The 19035-nt window shown below is 36.9% G+C and carries 22 protein-coding genes; 10 read left to right on the forward strand and 12 right to left on the reverse strand.

Annotated features, from left to right (window positions below; all coding sequences use genetic code 11):
* Positions 1 to 77 precede the first annotated feature (77 nt).
* The gene (locus DEU42_RS14745; protein ID WP_114759080.1) at positions 78 to 2231 is read left to right on the forward strand and encodes a TonB-dependent receptor; all 2154 of its coding nucleotides are present in this window, start codon (positions 78 to 80) and stop codon (positions 2229 to 2231) included.
* Positions 2232 to 2321: 90 nt separating this feature from the next.
* On the opposite strand, the gene DEU42_RS14750 is transcribed toward DEU42_RS14745, so the two are convergent.
* From DEU42_RS14750 to DEU42_RS14765, 4 genes are all read right to left on the reverse strand, one after another.
* A complete protein-coding gene (locus tag DEU42_RS14750; RefSeq protein ID WP_114759081.1) occupies positions 2322 to 3191 on the reverse strand; it encodes a T9SS type A sorting domain-containing protein in 870 nt (289 codons plus the stop codon).
* Between the two features lie 378 nt (positions 3192 to 3569).
* Positions 3570 to 4385, reverse strand: coding sequence for a T9SS type A sorting domain-containing protein (locus DEU42_RS14755; RefSeq protein ID WP_114759082.1), 816 nt, complete (start codon positions 4383 to 4385; stop codon positions 3570 to 3572).
* A gap of 71 nt (positions 4386 to 4456) precedes the next feature.
* Positions 4457 to 5305, reverse strand: coding sequence for a helix-turn-helix domain-containing protein (locus DEU42_RS14760; protein WP_158537887.1), 849 nt, complete (start codon positions 5303 to 5305; stop codon positions 4457 to 4459).
* Between the two features lie 103 nt (positions 5306 to 5408).
* Positions 5409 to 6005: a hypothetical protein gene (locus tag DEU42_RS14765; RefSeq protein ID WP_114759084.1), complete on the reverse strand. Its 597-nt coding sequence runs from the start codon at positions 6003 to 6005 to the stop codon at positions 5409 to 5411.
* Between the two features lie 290 nt (positions 6006 to 6295).
* On the opposite strand from DEU42_RS14765, the gene DEU42_RS14770 reads away from it, so the two are divergent.
* The 8 genes from DEU42_RS14770 to DEU42_RS14805 all read left to right on the forward strand — a co-directional run bounded on the left by DEU42_RS14770 (position 6296) and on the right by DEU42_RS14805 (position 11017).
* Positions 6296 to 6919 carry a hypothetical protein gene (locus tag DEU42_RS14770; protein WP_114759181.1) on the forward strand — a complete coding sequence of 208 codons (624 nt, stop codon included), beginning with the start codon at positions 6296 to 6298 and terminating at the stop codon, positions 6917 to 6919.
* Between the two features lie 153 nt (positions 6920 to 7072).
* Positions 7073 to 7369, forward strand: coding sequence for a hypothetical protein (locus DEU42_RS14775; RefSeq protein ID WP_147278136.1), 297 nt, complete (start codon positions 7073 to 7075; stop codon positions 7367 to 7369).
* Positions 7350 to 8696, forward strand: coding sequence for a 2TM domain-containing protein (locus DEU42_RS14780; protein ID WP_114759086.1), 1347 nt, complete (start codon positions 7350 to 7352; stop codon positions 8694 to 8696). Before DEU42_RS14775 ends, DEU42_RS14780 begins: the two co-directional genes overlap by 20 nt.
* Before the next feature lie 6 nt (positions 8697 to 8702).
* Positions 8703 to 9011: a 2TM domain-containing protein gene (locus tag DEU42_RS14785; RefSeq protein WP_114759087.1), complete on the forward strand. Its 309-nt coding sequence runs from the start codon at positions 8703 to 8705 to the stop codon at positions 9009 to 9011.
* Complete coding sequence (locus tag DEU42_RS14790; RefSeq protein WP_114759088.1) at positions 8968 to 9333, forward strand: 2TM domain-containing protein; 366 nt, start codon at positions 8968 to 8970, stop codon at positions 9331 to 9333. The genes DEU42_RS14785 and DEU42_RS14790 overlap by 44 nt, the downstream gene beginning before the upstream one ends.
* Before the next feature lies 1 nt (position 9334).
* Positions 9335 to 9664, forward strand: a complete 330-nt coding sequence (locus tag DEU42_RS14795; RefSeq protein ID WP_114759089.1) for a 2TM domain-containing protein — start codon at positions 9335 to 9337, stop codon at positions 9662 to 9664.
* An 86-nt stretch (positions 9665 to 9750) separates the two neighbouring features.
* Entirely contained in the window at positions 9751 to 10506 is a 756-nt protein-coding gene (locus tag DEU42_RS14800; RefSeq protein ID WP_114759090.1) for a LytR/AlgR family response regulator transcription factor, read from the forward strand.
* A gap of 82 nt (positions 10507 to 10588) precedes the next feature.
* The gene (locus tag DEU42_RS14805) at positions 10589 to 11017 is read left to right on the forward strand and encodes a hypothetical protein (RefSeq protein ID WP_114759091.1); all 429 of its coding nucleotides are present in this window, start codon (positions 10589 to 10591) and stop codon (positions 11015 to 11017) included.
* Positions 11018 to 11167: 150 nt separating this feature from the next.
* Here the strand turns inward: DEU42_RS14805 and DEU42_RS14810 are convergent, their stop codons facing one another.
* The 6 genes from DEU42_RS14810 to DEU42_RS14835 form a co-directional block, all read right to left on the reverse strand.
* Positions 11168 to 11350: a CsbD family protein gene (locus DEU42_RS14810; protein ID WP_114759093.1), complete on the reverse strand. Its 183-nt coding sequence runs from the start codon at positions 11348 to 11350 to the stop codon at positions 11168 to 11170.
* Positions 11351 to 11425: 75 nt separating this feature from the next.
* Positions 11426 to 12466 (reverse strand): COX15/CtaA family protein, encoded by a 1041-nt coding sequence (locus DEU42_RS14815; RefSeq protein WP_114759094.1) that lies wholly within the window; start codon positions 12464 to 12466, stop codon positions 11426 to 11428.
* Between the two features lie 225 nt (positions 12467 to 12691).
* Positions 12692 to 14122 carry a CCA tRNA nucleotidyltransferase gene (locus DEU42_RS14820; RefSeq protein ID WP_114759095.1) on the reverse strand — a complete coding sequence of 477 codons (1431 nt, stop codon included), beginning with the start codon at positions 14120 to 14122 and terminating at the stop codon, positions 12692 to 12694.
* On the reverse strand, positions 14122 to 14697 hold the full coding sequence (locus DEU42_RS14825) for an L-threonylcarbamoyladenylate synthase (RefSeq protein WP_114759097.1): 576 nt from the start codon (positions 14695 to 14697) through the stop codon (positions 14122 to 14124). Before DEU42_RS14825 ends, DEU42_RS14820 begins: the two co-directional genes overlap by 1 nt.
* A gap of 6 nt (positions 14698 to 14703) precedes the next feature.
* Positions 14704 to 15102 carry a hypothetical protein gene (locus tag DEU42_RS14830; RefSeq protein WP_114759099.1) on the reverse strand — a complete coding sequence of 133 codons (399 nt, stop codon included), beginning with the start codon at positions 15100 to 15102 and terminating at the stop codon, positions 14704 to 14706.
* Between the two features lie 68 nt (positions 15103 to 15170).
* Positions 15171 to 16274 carry a DegT/DnrJ/EryC1/StrS family aminotransferase gene (locus DEU42_RS14835; RefSeq protein WP_114759100.1) on the reverse strand — a complete coding sequence of 368 codons (1104 nt, stop codon included), beginning with the start codon at positions 16272 to 16274 and terminating at the stop codon, positions 15171 to 15173.
* 206 nt (positions 16275 to 16480) lie between these two features.
* On the opposite strand from DEU42_RS14835, the gene DEU42_RS14840 reads away from it, so the two are divergent.
* Positions 16481 to 17335, forward strand: a complete 855-nt coding sequence (locus DEU42_RS14840; protein WP_114759102.1) for an N-acetylglucosaminyltransferase — start codon at positions 16481 to 16483, stop codon at positions 17333 to 17335.
* Positions 17336 to 17346: 11 nt separating this feature from the next.
* Here the strand turns inward: DEU42_RS14840 and DEU42_RS14845 are convergent, their stop codons facing one another.
* Together DEU42_RS14845 and DEU42_RS14850 are read right to left on the reverse strand one after the other, a co-directional pair.
* Positions 17347 to 18132 carry a DUF5672 family protein gene (locus DEU42_RS14845; RefSeq protein WP_114759103.1) on the reverse strand — a complete coding sequence of 262 codons (786 nt, stop codon included), beginning with the start codon at positions 18130 to 18132 and terminating at the stop codon, positions 17347 to 17349.
* Positions 18133 to 18135: 3 nt separating this feature from the next.
* Positions 18136 to 18990, reverse strand: coding sequence for a glycosyltransferase (locus DEU42_RS14850; protein WP_158537888.1), 855 nt, complete (start codon positions 18988 to 18990; stop codon positions 18136 to 18138).
* Positions 18991 to 19035: the final 45 nt, after the last annotated feature.

Consider the following 19035-nt stretch of genomic DNA (forward strand, 5'->3'; position numbering starts at 1 on the left):
CAGTTCGGGATACTTTATTATTATATCTGAAAATGTAGCTGCAATTTTGACCCATCAAATCAATACAACCACCAATCATGAAATCAATTATTACGCTTTTATTTATTCTTGTATCCAGCTTTTCTGTCGGGCAAACAACTATTGAAGGAACAGTTACCGACAAAAAAGGAAAGCCTGTTACCGGTGCTAATATTTATATAGATGGCACTTATGACGGTGCTACATCTGATGAAACCGGTCATTTTTCTTTTCAAACCCCAGAGAAGGGAAATCAGGTGTTAGTAATTACAGGAATGTTTTTTGAAGATTTCAGACAGGATATTGTTGTAGAGGAATATAAAGTACAGACGTTTGCGATGAAAGCTAGTGTGAACACGCTCGATGCCGTTGTTATTTCAGCGGGTTCTTTTCAGGCAGGGGATAACAGTAAAGTAACTGCGCTAAAACCACTTGATATTGTTACTACAGCCGGAGCAGCCGGAGATATTATTGGAGCATTACAAACGCTTCCCGGTACACAGACCGTAGGGGAGAGCGGAAGATTGTTTGTCAGAGGTGGAGAATCGGATGAGACACAAACTTTTGTAGATGGTCTTCGCGTAGCACAGCCTTATAGTGCAACTGCAAATAATTTGCCTGCCCGTGGACGCTTTTCTCCATTCCTGTTTAGTGGGATGACATTTTCTACAGGTGGTTATTCGGCAGAGTATGGAGAAGCATTATCGAGTGTGCTGCTACTTAATACTATTGAAGAACCGGAACAAAAACAAAGCGATATTGCAATTATGACTGTTGGTTTAGGTTTGGGGCATACCCAAAAATGGGATAAGAGTTCGCTAAGCGTTAACCTTTCCTACCTTAACTTAAAACCTTACCAATGGATAGTACCACAAAATGTAGACTGGAATAAACCTTATCAGTCAATGTCGGGCGAAGCAGTGTACAGGTATAAGTTCAATAGTGGTATGCTTAAGGTATATGCTGCTTTTGATCACGCTACCTTCGACCTGAACCAGGAGGATATTAACCTGCCTGAACCAATAAGGGTAGATACCAAAAATGACAATCTTTATTTTAATACTTCTTATAAAGGAATGTTTGGAACCCAATGGACGATTCAGACCGGTATTTCATATGGGTACAGCCACAATAAAACGGCTTTTGATGTAAATGGGTTAAAGAATGCCGAGAACTCTTCACACATGAAACTAAAACTGCGCAAAGGTTTTAGCGACAGGTTTAAACTTACATTTGGGGGTGATTATTTTATAACTGATTTTAATGAAAACTATACTGAACCTACAGGTTTTAATTTTAATAGCGGTTATAATAATTCGATAGCAGCGGCCTATGCCGAAGCGGATGTTTTTATCTCTAAAAACCTCGCTTTTAAAGCAGGATTACGTTCTTCATACGCCAGCGTACTGGAGGAGGGGACAGTTGAACCTCGTGCTGCACTTGCTTATAAAGTGAGTCCTAAAAGTCAGTTTTCATTAGCTTATGGCGATTTTTACCAGACACCGGGACAGAATTACCTGAAATATTACAAGAATTTTGAACACCAAAAAACAGCTCATTATATTTTTAATTATCTGTACAATACAGATGGAAGAATGTTTAGGGGTGAGGCTTATTATAAAAAGTATGATAATTTAGTGAAATATGATGGCATAACCGCAGCCTTCGATTCAAACTACAGCAATGCAGGTTATGGTTATGCTCAGGGTATTGACCTTTTCTGGAGGGACAGTAAACTGATAAAAAATCTTGAATACTGGGTTTCGTATTCATATATAGACAGTAAAAGAGACTATAAGAATTACGAATATGAAGTAACACCAAATTACATAGCTACACATAATGCATCGATAGTTACTAAATACTGGATTGAGGACCTAAGATCGCAACTTGGTGTAACTTATAGCTTTAATAGTGGAAGGCCTTATGATAATCCAAATGAAAATGCTTTTATGAACGGCAAAACAAAAGCATATAATAATCTTAGCCTTAGCTGGGCATATCTCGTAAGCCAACAAAAAATATTATATTTTTCGGTTTCAAATGTTATGGGAGCAGACAATGTGTTTGGGTATACTTATGCTAATAATCCTGGAACTAATGGCATATATGCAAGACAGGCTATTACCCAGCCGGCTGACAGATTCTTTTTTGTAGGCTTCTTCTGGACCATCAGTGATGATAAGACTAAGAACCAGTTGGATAATTTGTAAAAACAAAAACAGGGTCATCAGCCCTGTTTTTTCTTTACCTAAACCTAAATTAAAAACCATGCTGCTTGTTGGCAGCTCATACATGAAAAATTAATCTTTGATAAGTTTCGAATAGCTGGTATTTGTTTTATCGGTAAGCCTAATGGTATAAATACCTCTTTGTAGCTGTTCGGTAGTAATAGTTTTGTCTTCTGTCAATGATTTTGATATCACTAATTTGCCGGTAATATCATATAGCTCTGCCTGACCCGTAAAATTGGATATAGTTACTTTGTCTCTTGCCGGGTTTGGGTAGATTTCAATATTGTTAACCGCAAAATCTTCCAGGCCTGCTGTGCTTTGCTCAAGGGTGATATTGTCTACTGTAAAATAGCTGCCACTACCTTCCATGCGTATTAGGTTTTCTGTTTCTCCTGCACGTTTAATTCTTGTACAGTCAAGATAAACAGATACATTATCAGGGGTTTCGTTACTGGTATAAGTTACCGGACATGTAAAACTACTATAGTCAATGCTTTCGTTAAGGTTTATTGTTCCCTTGCCAATAGTGTCATTTTGGCTTAATACTACATTCCATTTTGTAAGGTAGATGTTTACCTGTGCAACATCGTTTACAGGACCTGAATTGCCTTGTATTATATTATCAGTATATTTATAATACCCCTTCAGTGCAGATGGCCTGTAATCAATGGGAACAGTTTGTTTTGCAGCATCTTTCACATAATGATACCATATACCAAGTGTAAGGGCATAATCTCCACTTTGAGTATCAGTTGCAGGGGGATACATACAGTATGCCGCTTCGCTAAAACCATCAGTAATTATCCATCCATTGGGTTTGTTAGGGAAATTTGGATCTGAAGGATCATTTTGCCATTGCTCAAAATCAGCATTTTGTAACTGTGCATTTGCCAGTGCCGACATTGTCAAGATTAGCATAATGGTAATTTTCTTTTTCATAAGTATTGTTTATTAAATTAACAGTGTTATAAAGTTATGTTTGTGTTTCTGGTACATTGTTATGAAAAAACCGTAAATAATTATAGATTCATAGATGAGGTGCTTAATAAAAAACGGGACTCGATAGAGTCCCGTTATACATCTGAATAAACTTTTAAAATCAATCATGTGCCCTTGCAGGCGAAAAAATTACTAAAACCTAAATTTAGTTATTCAGATGGATAGCCTACTAACTTTCATAGCAATTTTAATAGGTTACTTAATGTAAAAATACATGCATATTTTGTAGTAGTTGTTATAAAAAAAACGCAAACGCTTATAGATATAATCTGCCTGCTCTTAAATAAAAAAAACGGAAGTGAAGCTTCCGTTTTTAGTTTATTCCTTTATTATACTGATGGTTTTGTTACTGTTTTTAAGCCCGGTCTTCAAAAGGTAAATACCGGCAGGGAAATTTTGAAAATCAATGAGTGTAGCATTTTCCGAAGATGGCTGTGCATATAACAATTGCCCGGTAATGCTGTATAGCTCTAGGTTTTCAGAGCCGGTAGTGTTTGTTATTGTTAAACGGTCTTTAACCGGATTTGGATAGTATATTATTCCTGCTAATGCGGGGTCAGGAATTCCTGTTATGCCTGTTTCCTCAATTTTTATATCATCTAAATACAGTATTCCCTGATTCCCTGAAGTTTCAAGGCTAAACCTAAGGTAATAGGTGGCTGTTGATGTTATGGTAAATTCAACCGAATGATTTACCGGTGCAGCTCCTGATATTGACTCATGTGATTCTAGCGGTATCTGAATCTCTGCATTAGCAGAAGATAACGAAACCCTTAATATGTCAATCGCTGGCTGATTATCCTCGTTAGCATATTTATATGACACATTGTATGTTGAACCTGCTGCCAGCTGAACAGGTCTAAGAATAAAATCGCATGTCATTCCCCATCCTACGTCTGAGTAGGTAGAATAGCGTCCTACATTTCCGGTAAAGCTGCTGTTTGGCGCAATAGCACAATCCCACTCACTGCCTACAAATGTTTGCCTATACGAGTAAGTGCAGTCTGGTAAGTCTGGTGGGAGAGACGTATCAAAATTTTCGACGTAGGGCAATGGCACTGCATCATTGCATTGTGCATTTATACTTTGTGTAATACTAAAAAGTAAGGCTGTTAAGAGTACAGTTTTTTTCATAGCTACTGTTATTTTGGTTGACTATAAAATTAATTTGCTTCTCTAAACCGATGGTTATTAAAAAACCGAAATTAGTTATAAATTTTGAGTATAGATAACTGAAGTTCAGTGGGTGTGAGTCCGGTATTTGCTTTTATAAATCCACTAAAGTTAGCCGGGCTGTCAAAATTAAGTTCGTAGGCAATTTCTTTTAGCGAAAGCTGGTTTAAGAGTAGTAAACGTCTTATTTCGAGTATCAGTTCTTCGTGTATTAGTTTTAAAGCGGTTTTGCCCAGTCTGTTCTTACAGGCAAGATTAAGTTTATCAGAGCTGCAATTCATGAGATCACAATATTCCGAAACTTTCTTTTTTGTCTTTATATTCTGAGGAAGAAGGGAAAGAAACTGGGTTACTACCTGATGTCCCTGAATATCTACCGTATTATTACAGTGCTTTTCTATCAGGGTAATAAGGATAATCTGGAGATAGCTGTATGCTTTGTGAATAGACAGAGGAGTAAGATCTTCTTTTTGGAGAAGGTCCCAGATACCTTCAGTCATATCATACAAATGGGTAAAAGTTTCTTTATCCAGGTCAAACGAAGCTTCAGCAAAATATAAGTGAGAATGTTTTAAAGGATGAATAAACTCAAAAATATCTTTTTTGAACTGAATGATCATACCTTGTGCAGTTTTACGCTCCATAAGATGTACCTGACCCGGGTAGATGGTAAAAAGCTGTCCTTCTTTTATATTATATGGAGAAAAATCGATTAGCTGGAAACCATTTCCACTCTTTACAAGAATGATTTCAAAATAATCATGCCTGTGTGCCTGATGGAAGTCATAAGGATTTGGATAGTCTAGGGGCTCAATTATGAGTAGCTTTCCGGGATGGGGAAGAGACACAGGGTTTAATAGAGGAAATTCTTTCTGATTCATGTTGTTTGGCATTTTTATATGACAAACAGCATTACAACTGTTTACCCTAGAGTATTGTGCAATTTTTACAGATATGATAAAAAAACAACAGTTTTTTAATAGATTATGTTCTGCGATAGATGCATGTTACTGTTAACAGTTTCCATCCGGCAGGTGCAGAAAAGTCGTAATAATATTTAGTAAATATAGCTTTTAAGCCATTAGCCCCATAAACTTCAATGCTTTCAATGTGACCATAAATGCCGGGTTGACTTCCGGGAGTAGTACTATCCTCTATTGATATTGTTTGCGTATTGCTATCAAATTCATAAACATATCCTAGTCCGGTTTTAGAAAACCTTACACTTCCTGTAGAAGTAGGAGATTCAATGGTAACATTAGAATGAGGCAGATAAAAACTCATCATGTTTTCCAACTGATTGTTTACTACAACAGGTTTTATTTCCAGCTCAGGTATTTGGGTATTAAATACTTCGGGATCAATTTCCGTAAACAAATCATTAGAGGTAACGCCGTCGTTATTAAGATCAACGCTTATGTTAGAGACCATTGAAATGATATTGTACGATCCACCCAGATTAGAAGATGCATTTCCGTTACTTCCATTGCCAATCGATGAACTGCCATCTTCGCTCGTTCCGCAGCTGGTTGCAGCGAAAAAGCCAATAAGAGCTAAAGATTTAAGTAAAGATGTACGCATTTTCGTAACTTTTTAATTATTGTATAATCAGTTAGTTGGCAATAATTTTAACAAATATAAAAAGTAAAATGATACATACTAGAAAAAAGTGAAGTTATTAAGCAAAAACTTTGTGATTATTTTATGAAAATGTTTTCGCAGTATATAAATTCAATCTAAATTTTGGGTTTACTATATATAATTTACAATTCATCCTCAAAATTCTACAGTTGGGTAAAACACTTTTTATTAAAAGTCGTATTGTAGCCATCTTTGTCTCATCAAAAATCAACAACCTAAAATTAATTATTATGATACGACTAATTGTACTTTACGTTTTACTTATTGCAAATGCTGTAATCGCACAAACTAAATATGAAACCGGTATGCAAAAGGCTTTTGTGTTATGGGGTGAAAATAAATCTGCTGAAGCTTCGGCTATGTTTGAAAGAATAGCTGCAGTTGAAAAAGATAACTGGCTGCCTAATTATTATGTTGCTCTTATTAATACAACAGATGCCTTTATGACTAAAGATAAGGAGAAGCTTAGCGGACTGCTTGCTAAAGCTCAGCAGGCTCAGGATGCGGCAACTTTAATTTCGCCTGACAATCCGGAACTGATGGTAATGCAATGCCTGATTTATACTGCATGGATTGTTTATGACCCAATGACCAATGGAATGAAATATTCGGCTAAGGCTAACGAATTGTATGCAAAGGCAAAAATATTAGCACCTAATAATCCAAGAGTGGTTTTTTCTAAGGCTGAATTTGAAATTGGAGGAGCAGCTTATTTCGGACAGGATACGGCACCTATGTGCAATGAAATTGAGCGTGCGGTTGGTCTTTTTGCTACCTTTAAGCCAGAAACGCCTTTTCATCCTAACTGGGGTGCAGACAGGGCACAGGAAAAACTTAAGGAGTGTAAAAAGTAATTAAGGCAATATAGGCAGATATTTATGTTATTAGAGGATTTAAATTTAGCGTTCATCATTATACCTTTCATAATAGGAGGAGTTTTTTACACAAAAATAGCAAGGCATAAAATAGGACATCCGTTGCGGGACAGTATTCAAAACCTTCAGATTATGTTGCTTGTTTCAGGTGCGATGTTTTTGGTGATGTACCTATTACTTCCTTCAACACCCAGCCTGAGTACTTTTGGTTATCCGGAAACTGTTGAAGATATAAACTCGCAGGAAAAGATATTAGAGATACTTCAGGGACAAAATAAAGCTATAGTTAGAACCACTGAAACGGTTCAATGGATGTTGTTTATACTTGCTTTTTGGATATTGGCTGCTGTAGTGCCTGTTCTAAAGGCGGTTAAAGACAAGATAGATCTTAATTTAGAAGCAAAACACAATGAAAAAGAATCTGTATAAAGAACTTTTTAAATCCATAGCTATAGGTACGATAATATTTATTGTACTATTATTTGTTGCAATGGCTAGTGGACAAAGTTTTACGTGGAATCGTCAGTTGTTACTTCAGTTCATTTTTGTGATGCTGTATTCGGTTTCTTTATACATGGCCAATGCATTTGTATTTTACTATTTCGATAAGGCATTCAATAGGACTATACTTAATATAAAGAGGATTGCATTAGGCTTTTTTACTTCTTTCTTTGTTTCTGTATTTATAATGTTCCTGTTGCGAATATTTGAAGATGTAATTGTAGAGGGAGAATCGTTTGCTGAATTTATTGCTACCGAAAAGATATCGAATTATTATGTAGCCCTTATTGTTACGCTAATAGTAACTATTATAGTACATGCGTTTTATTTTTACAAACGTTATCAGGAAGGCAGGGTTAAAGAACAAAAGCTTATTGCAGGAGCTGCATCCGCTCAGTTTGAATCGCTTAAAAATCAGATAGACCCGCATTTCCTTTTCAATAGCCTTAATGTTTTGAGTTCTCTGATCGAAGAGAATCCCGACAATGCACAGCGCTTTACAACATCCTTGTCAAAAATATACCGTTATGTCCTTGAACAAAAGGATAAGGAACTGGTAAGTGTAGAGGAAGAACTTTCGTTTGCTAAAACCTATATGAACCTGCTGAAGATGCGTTTTGAAAACAGTATCTTTTATGAAGTACAGGAAATAAGTAATCCTGATGCCAGGGTAGTACCACTTTCCTTACAATTGCTTTTAGAAAACACCATCAAGCATAATGTTGTGAGTCCGCAACGCCCGTTACATATCAGGATATTTGAAAAAGATGGTTATCTGGTGGTACAGAATGATTTGCAAAAGAAAGAGGTTTTACAGGACAGGAAAGGGGTAGGATTGCAAAATATCGTAAACCGATATGCTATACTTACCGAAAGAAACGTACTGGTACAGGAAACGGCAGAACATTTTACCGTTAAGCTGCCTATACTAACAAAACAGCTTAGAATTATGGAGCCTACTCATTACAATAAAGAAGAGAGTAATTATTTAAAAGCTCAAAAAAAGATTGAGGATATTAAAGGCTTTTATGGTAACCTGGCATCCTATATCGTAATTAATATAGGATTGGCAATATTGAACTTTGCAACTTCACCGGATCATTTATGGTTTATTTATCCGGCTTTAGGATGGGGAATAGGTGTTGTAATACATGGTGTGAATGTATTCAACTATATGCCTTTCCTTAGTAGCGACTGGGAAGAGCGTAAAATGAGAGAATTAATGGATAAAGAAAAATCTAAAAAATGGCAATAAACTATTATGGAAGATTTTGATAAAATAGCCTACGATAAGGCAAAAAGAAAAGTAAAGGAAATAAAGGGTTTTTATATCAACCTTACCTGTTATTGTATTGTTATTCCAATCTTGGTTTACATAAATCTAAGGTTTAGCCCACAATTTCAATGGTTTTGGTTCTCTCTGGCCGGATGGGGGGTAGGAGTACTTTTTCACGGTATGGGAGCATTTGACTGTTATCCGTTTCTAGGAAAAGGATGGGAAGAGCGAAAGCTGAAACAACTTATGGATGAAATGGAGAGAAGAGACAAGGAACGGGATAAATACGAATGAGATGAAGCCTGATAATAAAAAAACAGCACACTTTATTCTGGCTCAGAAAAGGGTTGAACAATTAAGGGATTTTTATACGCACCTTATAACTTATTGTACTGTAAACCTGCTTTTTCTAATGTTTTGGTTTTTTCTGGAAACGTCTATGCCCGAAACGTTTTGGCGTCCTGCCTTTATAATGATGGCAGGGGTTGCCGGTTTAGCAGTGTTAGCCCACGGGTTGTTTGTATTTGGAGCAAAATACATACTTTCGAAAAGCTGGGAAGAAAAAAAGCTTAAAGAACTAATCAATAAACAAAACCAACACAATAAATACGAATAAAATGGAAAATTCACTCGAAGATAAAATAAGAGAAGATAAGGTAAGAAAGAAAGTTAAGGCAATGCAGGGGTTTTACAAACACCTGATTGTATACCTTGCAATTAATACTTTTTTGTTGATAATTAAAGCATTCAATACCGGATCGGATGATGTCTTTTTTGAATGGGGTACTTTCTCAACAGCAATCTGTTGGGGCATAGGTTTGTTCTTTCACTGGTATGGTGTTTTTGGTACAGACATAGTACTGGGTAAAAATTGGGAAGAACGAAAAATAAAAGAAATGATGGGGCGAAATCAGAATGGTGAAAATGACACCAAACGATGGGAATAATCCTGTATCAGCAATAGTTCAGTCATCAGCCTGTTATAACGGGTAAATCAAAAAACAATCAATCAAATCATTACAATAAATCACCAATGAATGTTATCATTATAGAAGACGAGAAGCCCGCTGCAAGGCTCCTGCAGCGAAAGTTGCAGAAACTTAATATTGAGGCGCAAACCATGCTGCATTCGGTAGAGGAAAGCCTCGAATGGTTTAACAATAATCCGCATCCTGAGCTGATTTTTCTTGATATTCAGCTTTCAGACGGGCTTTCGTTTGAGATATTTGAGAACATCCCTATTAAAAGTGCTGTAATATTCACTACGGCCTACGATGAGTACGCACTACGCGCATTTAAACTTAACAGTATCGACTATCTTCTTAAGCCTATAGATGAAGACGATCTTGAAGCTGCTGTAAACAAATACAAGAACCTGCAGCCACAAACCCAGAACCTTTCGCTGGATTTTGACCAGATAAGGCAAATGCTGACCAATCCTTCTGAAAAGAGTTATAAAAAACGTTTTACCGTAAAAATGGGACAGCACCTCAAAATGATAAATATTGAGGATGCAGAATGTTTTTACAGTGAAAACAAAGGGACGTACATCCATACGGTAGATGGACGTGATTATCTGTTAGAGAATACACTTGAACAGCTGGAAAATGAGCTCGATCCGTCGAAATTTTATCGTGTAAGCAGAAAGTTTATTGTTTCTATTAATGCAATAAAAGATATAGTAGTTTATACCAATTCAAGGCTTAAGATAATTCTCCCAACGTACAAGGAAGATGAGGTTATTGTAAGCCGTGAACGTGTAAACGACTTTAGGAATTGGTTAGGTTAGTTGTATTTTGTTTTAAATCAATAGATTAATGCTTTTTGTGAGGGTTTATTGTTAACTTTGGTTAAACCAAAAACCTCTTACTATGGAAACTCCAGTACATTATTCTAAAGCACAAAACATTTTCAGGATCCTTTTAGGCTGCCTTCTATGCTTTACAGGAACAGGGCATCTTTCTTTTTTGCACGAACCGTTTTTAGCTCAGGTGCCGGGTTGGGTGCCGCTCGATGCAAGCCTTGTGGTAACGCTTTCAGGTGTTGTAGAGCTACTGCTCGGACTTTCATTGTTATTCCTTACCAGTTATCGAGTACAGGTGGGATGGATAACAGCAATTTTTTTCATCTGTATCTTCCCGGGTAATTATAACCAGTACATTAATCACGATCCGGCTTTCGGCCTGGATACTGACGGTATAAGGTTAACCCGTTTGTTCCTGCATCCATTATTAGTTATTTGGTCATTATGGTGCTGTGGTTCGTGGAAAGCTACATTTGGCAAGAAAAGCATTAGTTAGCAGTCGCAGTATTCAGTTTACATAATCAGTCACAAATTATGCAATTGGTGAAATTTGTGGCTGATCGAAATAAAAAAACTGTTCGATAAGCAGATTGCTGCCTATGGAACAGTTTCGGAATATGCGGTTGTTACCCTGAAGGAAAAGAGGCTATTGGAATAGAGCTAATATCTCTTTTTTCGCTTTGCCCAGTTTCTGTTCAAGTTTTCCCCACATTTCATCGTCTTTGCCTTCCTCATATGTCAGATCATCGTCTGTAAGTTCGGCATATTTCTGTTTTAATTTACCTTTAAATTCGTCCCAGTTTCCTTTAAGTTCAGTTGAATTTGGCATGGCTTATATTGTTTTTTGATTACAATGTAAAGGTACCTTGTGTTCTCTTAAACTTGTGGTAAGGGAAATGTAAAACTATGCTAAATATTGCCCTTCTTTCCTTGAACTTTCCAACAGCATGTAGAATTGTATACCAAACAAAGCTGATGCTGATACGAGGTGTGTTGTCTGCATACCAAAAGGGAAATCAAGGTAATACATAGCAATTCCTGATAGGATTTCGATGCCCAGCAGGGACATAACCCAAGCGGTTTTTTTATAGCCAAGGTTCAGTTTTCTGTTGCGTAAGTACAGCCACAGGTTGATTCCAAATACTACAAAAGAAAAAGTGCGATGGAAGTAAAACTGCACTATTGGACTATCCATTACTAAATGCATGTTTTCGTAGCCCAGCATTTTAACACGCTCATCTACAAACTGACGTACCTCTGTACCTAATATCACCTGAATAAGGGTAATTATCAATGAAGTAACAAGTAGCGATTTGAAGAGTTTATCTTTCTTAAAGCTGATAGCAGCATAATTCAGAGCTTTTGATTTGTCAAGGATGTATAATATAACCGCAACAATAATAAGCGCCATTACCATATGTATGGTAATCTTAACTGGATTCAGTACTGAATATACTACCGTTGCACCAAGCCATGCCTGGAACCCCATCATAAAAACTGTAAGCCATGAAAGCAGAATAATACTTGTTTTCCTTCGCCAAAAACCAAATGAAGCGATGGCCATAGCAAAAACAGCAACGCCTGCAAGGGCGCCTACAAGACGGTTTACATATTCTACCCAAGTGTGTACAGGATTAAATTCGGCATAGTCGTGTTTGGTATACTCTTCCCAGTTAGATGATTCATAAGTATCGGTCGTGGTAAAGGTTTCTTTGGCGACCCAAAGTTTTTCGTCTTTAATGATTACCTGTCCTTTGTTGAACTGATGGTTTGGAGACCACATCAGCTCTTTTATATCAGTTGGAGGGATGTAATAGCCAAAACACCTTGGCCAATCCGGGCAACCCATGCCTGAGCCTGTCATACGCACTAATGCGCCGGCTACGATTACAAGATAGACAAGAATTAAAGCTGTTTTGGTAATCTTCTGAAAACTGATTTTCATTTTATTTTTTTATTGCGAATTACGGGCAAAGCCGTAATCTATTTTATGATATATATCAGGTTCTTTTGCCCTCCTGACGAAGGAAATGTCATGAGATTCTTCGACTCCGCTGTGCTGCGCTCAGAATGACACAATGTACGTCATTGCGAGCGAAATGAAATGGAAGCGTGGCAATCTCTTTTAGATTGCTTCCTACCTCGCAGTGACGAGTAAACAGCAACTCAGCTACTTTGCTACTACCAGCCCCAACTTCTTTGCTCTCTCCATCATAAAAGCGTAAGCCGACTCATAATCGTTATGTATCTCTCCTTCCAGTATGGCTTCTTTAATGGCTTCTTTTAGTACTCCAATCTCCCTTGATGGTTTCAGGTTAAAGATCTCCATAATTTCTTCTCCTGTAATAGGTGGCTGGAAATTACGTACATGATCGCGTTCTTCAACTTCAACTATCTTTTGGCGTACGATCTTAAAGTTATTATGGTATTTCTTGAATTTAGCAGCATTTTTAGTAGTAATGTCTGCTTCACAAAGAATCATAAGGTCTTCTACATCTTCACCGGCATCAAAAATAAGCCTGCGTACAGCCGAATCGGTTACGATATCCTGAGCCAGTACGATAGGTCGCGAACTCAGCATTACCATTTTAGAAACATATTTCATTTTATGGTTCAACGGCATGTGTAATCTTTCGAAAAGCTTTTTTACCATTTTTCCACCCAAAAACTCATGGCCGTGGAATGTCCATCCCACTTTTTTGTGGAATTTCTTTGTTGGAGCCTTACCAATGTCATGCAATAAAGCCGACCATCGCAACCATACATCCTGTGTATTTGGTGCAATATTATCAACTACCTCAAGCGTATGGTAAAAGTTATCTTTATGGGTTTGACCTTCTACTTCCTCAACACCCTGAAGTGCGGTAAGTTCCGGTAATATTATATGCAATAGCCCAGTTTGATGAAGCAACTTGAATCCTACGGATGGCACATCAGACATCAGTATCTTATTCAGTTCATCAACAATGCGTTCGCCGGAAATGATATTAATACGTTCTTTATTTCTGGTAATTGCATTAAGTGACTCTTCCTCAATCGTAAAGTTTAGCTGCGATGCAAAACGTATGGCACGCATCATTCGCAGTGGGTCGTCACTGTACGTGATGTCAGGATTAAGCGGAGTACGGATTATTTTATTCTTCAGGTCTTCAACACCGCCAAAAGGGTCAACCAGTTCACCAAAATTATCAGGAGATAATGACAATGCTAATGCATTGATGGTAAAATCGCGACGGTTTTGGTCGTCTTCCAGAGTTCCTGTTTCCACAATTGGGTTTCGGCTGTCTCTGTTGTATGACTCTTTGCGTGCGCCAACAAACTCGATGTCAATGTCTTCAAAACGAAGCATGGCGGTACCATAACTTTTAAATACCTGAACTTTAGGTTTGTTAGGAAGCAGGGAAGATACTTTTTCGGCAAGGTCGATACCACTGCCAACAGCAACAATATCAATGTCTTTTTTGAAATCCCTTTGTAAAAGAAAATCCCTTACAAAACCGCCAATAACATAACTGTGTACGTTAAGTTCTCCGGCAGCCTGCGAGGTAATGTCAAATATCCTGTTATTTAGCGCTTCTTTATATGAAGTTTTGTTTTCCATTAAGGTCGTATCACTTTAACCTGTAAATCATTACCAAGTTTTATAATGGTAGATGGTTTAGCGGCAATTTTATCGTGGTGCAAATTTACGATATAGTCTACGCCGTCCAAAATATGATGATCAATTTCTTTAAAAGAATTAGGGGTAGGTCTGCCGCTGATGTTTGCCGAAGTAGAAACCAATGGTTTTTTCATGCGTTCCATCAGTTTGTAGCAAAAAGGTTCTTTTACCAGACGCACGCCCAATGTTTTGTCTTCTGCAATAATATTAGGAGCCACATTACGTGGGTTATCCAGTATAAGCGTAGTAGGTTTTTCCGAAAGATCTAGTATCTGCCATGCCACTTCGGGTATCTGGCTGAAAACCGTATGCATCATACGATCAGAGTTCATAAGCACAATCATGCTTTTGGTCTCTTCACGCTGTTTTAAAGCATATATTTTTTTGATTGCTTCTGGATTGGTAGCATCACAGCCTATTCCCCAAACCGTATCGGTAGGGTAAAGGATGATTCCGCCATTTTTAATTACTTCAAAAGCGTTGTGTACTTCGGTGTTTATATCGGGAGTGCTCATATTATTTTACATATCAAGATTTTGAATCATATATCTTACCATATTGATATCTCCATCGGTTATTTCTGTAGATTTATTTATAGATATTACTATTGCGTGGTTATCTTTCATTATGCACCACCACGTCCAGTAATCATCATCTTTTTTTATTCGCCCTTCAAATAAATCATCAAATTTAGATTTATAATTTGCAAAATCTTCTCTTTTTATTCCTGTAAATTCAGAGAGTTTAAGGATTAATTTCCCGGTCTCAGTCTTATTTTCAAAAAAATAGCTGCTTAAGGTTATATCGATATTTCCTTCAGGATCCATAAAACTTACCGTTTCGCTTTTATCGGCTTTTACTATATAATGTTTTGGATAGTAAATGCCATATTCTTTGCTTTCCGGACGATAGTAAGTCATTGTTGTTTGACTAACGACTTTAATTGAAAATAAAAGTAATAAAGTGCAAAGCAGTCCAAGTTTCATATCTATTTGTAATTATTCATTGCATCAACAACTTTTTGTACTTCTTCTGCTGTAAGCACTGGGCTTATAGGCAGACTCAATACTTCACGGTGTATCTGCTCAGTTATTGGCAAAGATAATCCATTTAGTTGAGGATATGCCGCTTGTTTGTGTGGCGGGATAGGATAGTGGATCAGGGTATGAATATCATTCTCTTTTAGATACTGTTGTAGTTTATCCCTGTCGGCCGTACGGACTACGAATAAGTGCCAAACGTGTTCATTGCTGTTTAGGGGTAACTCAGGTAGTAGTATAGCAGGGTTATTTATATTATCAATATAATATTTAGCTATGGCTTTTCGTGTGTCGTTTTCGGTGTCAAGATGCTTCAGTTTTTCGTCTAGCACTGCTGCCTGCATCTCGTCAAGCCTTGAGTTAAGTCCCTGATACTTGTTTACATATTTCTCTTCAGAACCATAATTGGCCAATGCTCTTATGGTTTTGGCAAGAACATCATCATTAGTAGTAACAGCTCCTGCATCGCCTAATGCACCAAGATTTTTTCCGGGATAAAAACTAAAACCCGCAGCATCACCCAAATTTCCGGTCATAATACCATTCCATTCGGCACCAATCGCCTGTGCATTGTCTTCAATAATTTTCAGTTTATGCTTTTGAGCAAGTGCTGTAAGTTCGTCGCTAAAAACCACCAGGCCATACAAGTGCACTACCATTATTGCCTTTGTTTTCGGAGTGATTTTCTCTTCTATTTTGGCAATATCAATATTATAAGTTTTAATATCAGGTTCTACCAGAACGGGTATAAGATTATTGTCGGTTAGGGCAAGTAAAGAAGCTATGTATGTGTTTGCCGGAACAATCACTTCATCTTCTGGCTGCATAAAGCCCATCTCAATATACGCTTTAAAAATAAGGCGTAGTGCATCTAATCCATTTGCAACGCCTATGCTATGCTTTGCGCCTATGTAATGAGATAGATTTTTTTCAAACTGTTTTACTTCTTCACCCAGTAGATACCAGCCGCTTCTGAAGGCTTTGAGCAATCGTGATTCTATTTCCTCCTGATGAAGAAGATTTATTTTTTGCAGATCTAGAAATTTTATCATTAAAGGCGTTTTTTCTGAGTGTAAAAATAAGGCTTTTAGTTAATACAGGCTTTGATGGTTTAGTGTTTGATAGCTAGTTGGTTATGTTTTTGTAGAATTAAATTGGCAGGATAATTTATTTTATAATAAAGTAAAGTTATTTTTAAACGTAATTATGTTAAAAAAGATTATTTTCGCCGCCCAAACAATTTAATCTTTTTACCATAATGGTATACGACTGCTTTATCTTTTTCAACGAGTTAGACTTGTTGGAAATAAGGCTCAACGAAATGGACTCAGTAGTGGATAAGTTCGTTATAGTTGAAGCCGACAGGACGTTTCAGAATGATGCCAAGCCTTTTATTTTCGAGCAAAATAAAGAGCGGTATGCAAAATTTTTGCATAAAATCATTCATGTGAAATTAACAAAATATCCGTTATTTATTCCTGTAATTAATCCTTTTTCGCCTTGGAAACTGGAGTTTTATCAACGAAACAGCATACTTAAAGGTCTTAAAGGCTGTAAACCGGATGATGTTGTTCTAATTTCAGATATAGATGAGATCCCAAGAGCATCTGTTATCAAAGAATATCTGGAAAAGGGTATTGACAGGATATATGGATTAAAGATGGATATGTTCATGTACTTCTTTAATCATAAGCTTATCTATGACAAAGAAAGCCGTATGACAAAAGAAGAGTCTGTAAACGGTATATGGTTTGGTACTGCTATGCTGCCTTACAAATTATTGAAACAAACACCGGTTAGGATTCGCAAAACGCTAATGCGTACTCTCCGTAGAAAACAAGTGTATGATATTATTCCTAATGCAGGCTGGCATTTTACATTTATGGGAGGCTTTAACAAGATTAAGCAAAAACTGGAAGCCTTTTCGCATACTGAATATAATCTCGACAGGATAAAGGATGAGAACTTTATCAATGATTGTCTTTGTAGTGGAAAAGATATATTGGGGAGAAACATGGAATTTCAGGTAATGCCTACGATTGAAAGCTTACCAGAGTATCTTAAGCGTGAAGAGGTACAGCAAAAGTTCTCAGAACATTTTTATAAGCGATAAAAAAGCGGGTTTTAACCCGCTTTTTGCATTTTATCAATTATTGGTGTCCAAAATTCTTTTACTTTACGATTGTAAAACCTATGGCTTGCAAAAGGTAATTTTTTACCGTTAAGCTTATAGGCAATATCCGGTTTCCTGTCCATCGCGAAGCCCACGGCTTCAGTATAGGCTGGAATCTTCATTTCGGTAAGTGCAGGTGCAACCAGAGAGAAATATACATCTTCAATATGATGGCTCAAATCGTTAGGATTTGCCAAACAATATTCAATATTATCTTTTTGTTCATTAACAATGCGTTGCATGGTTGAAACTTTTCGTAGCGAGAAACCTCCATTGCCAACCTTAAAGAAATGCTCTGTTCTCTTTTTCTTCTTTTTAAAGCTGTTATTTATATTTAATAATAACTTAGTTATGGCAGTTTGCTTAGATGCGATCCAGGGTGCACCTATATAGTCATATCCTTTACTGCACCAGTACTCCAGCTGGTCATCAAAAACGAAAACATCTGTCTGGCAAATTAACAGATATTCATACTCATTAAAGCTGTTATAAAACACTTCTGAAAGCATAAGCTTATTGTATCCTGCAATTCCTTTGAAATAACTGTCTTCAAAGCGATGTATGGTATAATGTACCGGAGCGAGAATGCTGTTTAACGGTGTAATGTCTAAATGCTCAGGACAGGCAATGGCAAACGGATGCTGGTGTAACATCTTAACAGACCTTTTTAGGGACAGCATCTCATTATCGTCAAGATTTGTTTTGTAGATGGGTACTACAACTATTGCTTTTTTCATTAGTTATTGCTTTAATTTATAGATGCCCAGGGCTTTTTTAAATGATTTATTAAACAGAACCCATTTTACATATAGCTCATTTTTAAAGCTTGTCCATGCCCATTTGCTATGGGATAATATTTCGTTTGTAATAGTAGCTTTCATGTCATCTGAAACGATAAATTCATCATTTACGCTTTCCCATGGAATATTGCCATATCCATCAAATTCATTTACTTTATTCTTTTCGTGTATGATAGACATCCATAATCTTTTTCCGGTAATTTGTTTTACACGGGTTTCTTTTTTCCAATGGTTATGATCGTTAGCCCAAACAGTTTTAGGGTTTTCATTCCTCTCTATAAGGCTAATAAAAGGATTAAAGATATGCTCTTTTTTGCCCAGCATAATAACTGGTTTTATCTGTAATGAATAACCATTTATAATATCTATAGCCATATAATCCTGACTGGCAAATTGTTTTTGGACTTCGTCTATGAAGTTCTTGCTTATACAATCATCATTATCAATACGTGATGTAATAAGATAAGGTTTGTCTGCCGCCTCTACTGTGATGACTTTGTTGATTTCCGGGTAGAAGGCAGGCATACCGTCAATGTAAAAAACGCGAATATTGGATTGCTTACCAATAATGGCTTCTATCTTATTTTTATAGGTTTGAGGTGTTGTAGTGTCAAAGTAAATAAGCCACGTAAAATTTTTATTGGTCTGTGCTGCAACCGACGGAAAACAAAAGTTTTCAAAAAGCCACAGCCTGTGTTCAAGCCATTCATCTGTAAGCAGTGTTTCGTTGTTTTTAGTAACGTCCCACTTGGGGTTTTTAAGGTTAAAACGGGTAATGAGATAGTGATTGAACATGTGCAGGCTTATTGTTTGGAGGGTAAAAATAAACCAATTATTTGA

This window comes from Flavobacterium sp. AG291, from assembly GCF_003350375.1.
GTDB lineage: Bacteria > Bacteroidota > Bacteroidia > Flavobacteriales > Flavobacteriaceae > Flavobacterium > Flavobacterium suzhouense.

What these genes read in the sequence shown, in the direction of transcription:
- DEU42_RS14835 (WP_114759100.1), bottom strand. Translation starts at nt 16,274, where the DNA reads ATGATAAAATTTCTAGATCTGCAAAAAATAAATCTTCTTCATCAGGAG.
- DEU42_RS14760 (WP_158537887.1), bottom strand. Translation starts at nt 5,305, where the DNA reads ATGAATCAGAAAGAATTTCCTCTATTAAACCCTGTGTCTCTTCCCCAT.
- DEU42_RS14845 (WP_114759103.1), bottom strand. Translation starts at nt 18,132, where the DNA reads ATGAAAAAAGCAATAGTTGTAGTACCCATCTACAAAACAAATCTTGAC.
- DEU42_RS14825 (WP_114759097.1), bottom strand. Translation starts at nt 14,697, where the DNA reads ATGAGCACTCCCGATATAAACACCGAAGTACACAACGCTTTTGAAGTA.
- DEU42_RS14745 (WP_114759080.1), top strand. Translation starts at nt 78, where the DNA reads ATGAAATCAATTATTACGCTTTTATTTATTCTTGTATCCAGCTTTTCT.
- DEU42_RS14840 (WP_114759102.1), top strand. Translation starts at nt 16,481, where the DNA reads ATGGTATACGACTGCTTTATCTTTTTCAACGAGTTAGACTTGTTGGAA.
- DEU42_RS14780 (WP_114759086.1), top strand. Translation starts at nt 7,350, where the DNA reads ATGAAAAAGAATCTGTATAAAGAACTTTTTAAATCCATAGCTATAGGT.
- DEU42_RS14815 (WP_114759094.1), bottom strand. Translation starts at nt 12,466, where the DNA reads ATGAAAATCAGTTTTCAGAAGATTACCAAAACAGCTTTAATTCTTGTC.
- DEU42_RS14785 (WP_114759087.1), top strand. Translation starts at nt 8,703, where the DNA reads ATGGAAGATTTTGATAAAATAGCCTACGATAAGGCAAAAAGAAAAGTA.
- DEU42_RS14755 (WP_114759082.1), bottom strand. Translation starts at nt 4,385, where the DNA reads ATGAAAAAAACTGTACTCTTAACAGCCTTACTTTTTAGTATTACACAA.
- DEU42_RS14810 (WP_114759093.1), bottom strand. Translation starts at nt 11,350, where the DNA reads ATGCCAAATTCAACTGAACTTAAAGGAAACTGGGACGAATTTAAAGGT.
- DEU42_RS14750 (WP_114759081.1), bottom strand. Translation starts at nt 3,191, where the DNA reads ATGAAAAAGAAAATTACCATTATGCTAATCTTGACAATGTCGGCACTG.
- DEU42_RS14795 (WP_114759089.1), top strand. Translation starts at nt 9,335, where the DNA reads ATGGAAAATTCACTCGAAGATAAAATAAGAGAAGATAAGGTAAGAAAG.
- DEU42_RS14820 (WP_114759095.1), bottom strand. Translation starts at nt 14,122, where the DNA reads ATGGAAAACAAAACTTCATATAAAGAAGCGCTAAATAACAGGATATTT.
- DEU42_RS14800 (WP_114759090.1), top strand. Translation starts at nt 9,751, where the DNA reads ATGAATGTTATCATTATAGAAGACGAGAAGCCCGCTGCAAGGCTCCTG.
- DEU42_RS14770 (WP_114759181.1), top strand. Translation starts at nt 6,296, where the DNA reads ATGATACGACTAATTGTACTTTACGTTTTACTTATTGCAAATGCTGTA.
- DEU42_RS14830 (WP_114759099.1), bottom strand. Translation starts at nt 15,102, where the DNA reads ATGACTTACTATCGTCCGGAAAGCAAAGAATATGGCATTTACTATCCA.
- DEU42_RS14790 (WP_114759088.1), top strand. Translation starts at nt 8,968, where the DNA reads ATGAAATGGAGAGAAGAGACAAGGAACGGGATAAATACGAATGAGATG.
- DEU42_RS14805 (WP_114759091.1), top strand. Translation starts at nt 10,589, where the DNA reads ATGGAAACTCCAGTACATTATTCTAAAGCACAAAACATTTTCAGGATC.
- DEU42_RS14775 (WP_147278136.1), top strand. Translation starts at nt 7,073, where the DNA reads ATGTTGCTTGTTTCAGGTGCGATGTTTTTGGTGATGTACCTATTACTT.
- DEU42_RS14850 (WP_158537888.1), bottom strand. Translation starts at nt 18,990, where the DNA reads ATGTTCAATCACTATCTCATTACCCGTTTTAACCTTAAAAACCCCAAG.
- DEU42_RS14765 (WP_114759084.1), bottom strand. Translation starts at nt 6,005, where the DNA reads ATGCGTACATCTTTACTTAAATCTTTAGCTCTTATTGGCTTTTTCGCT.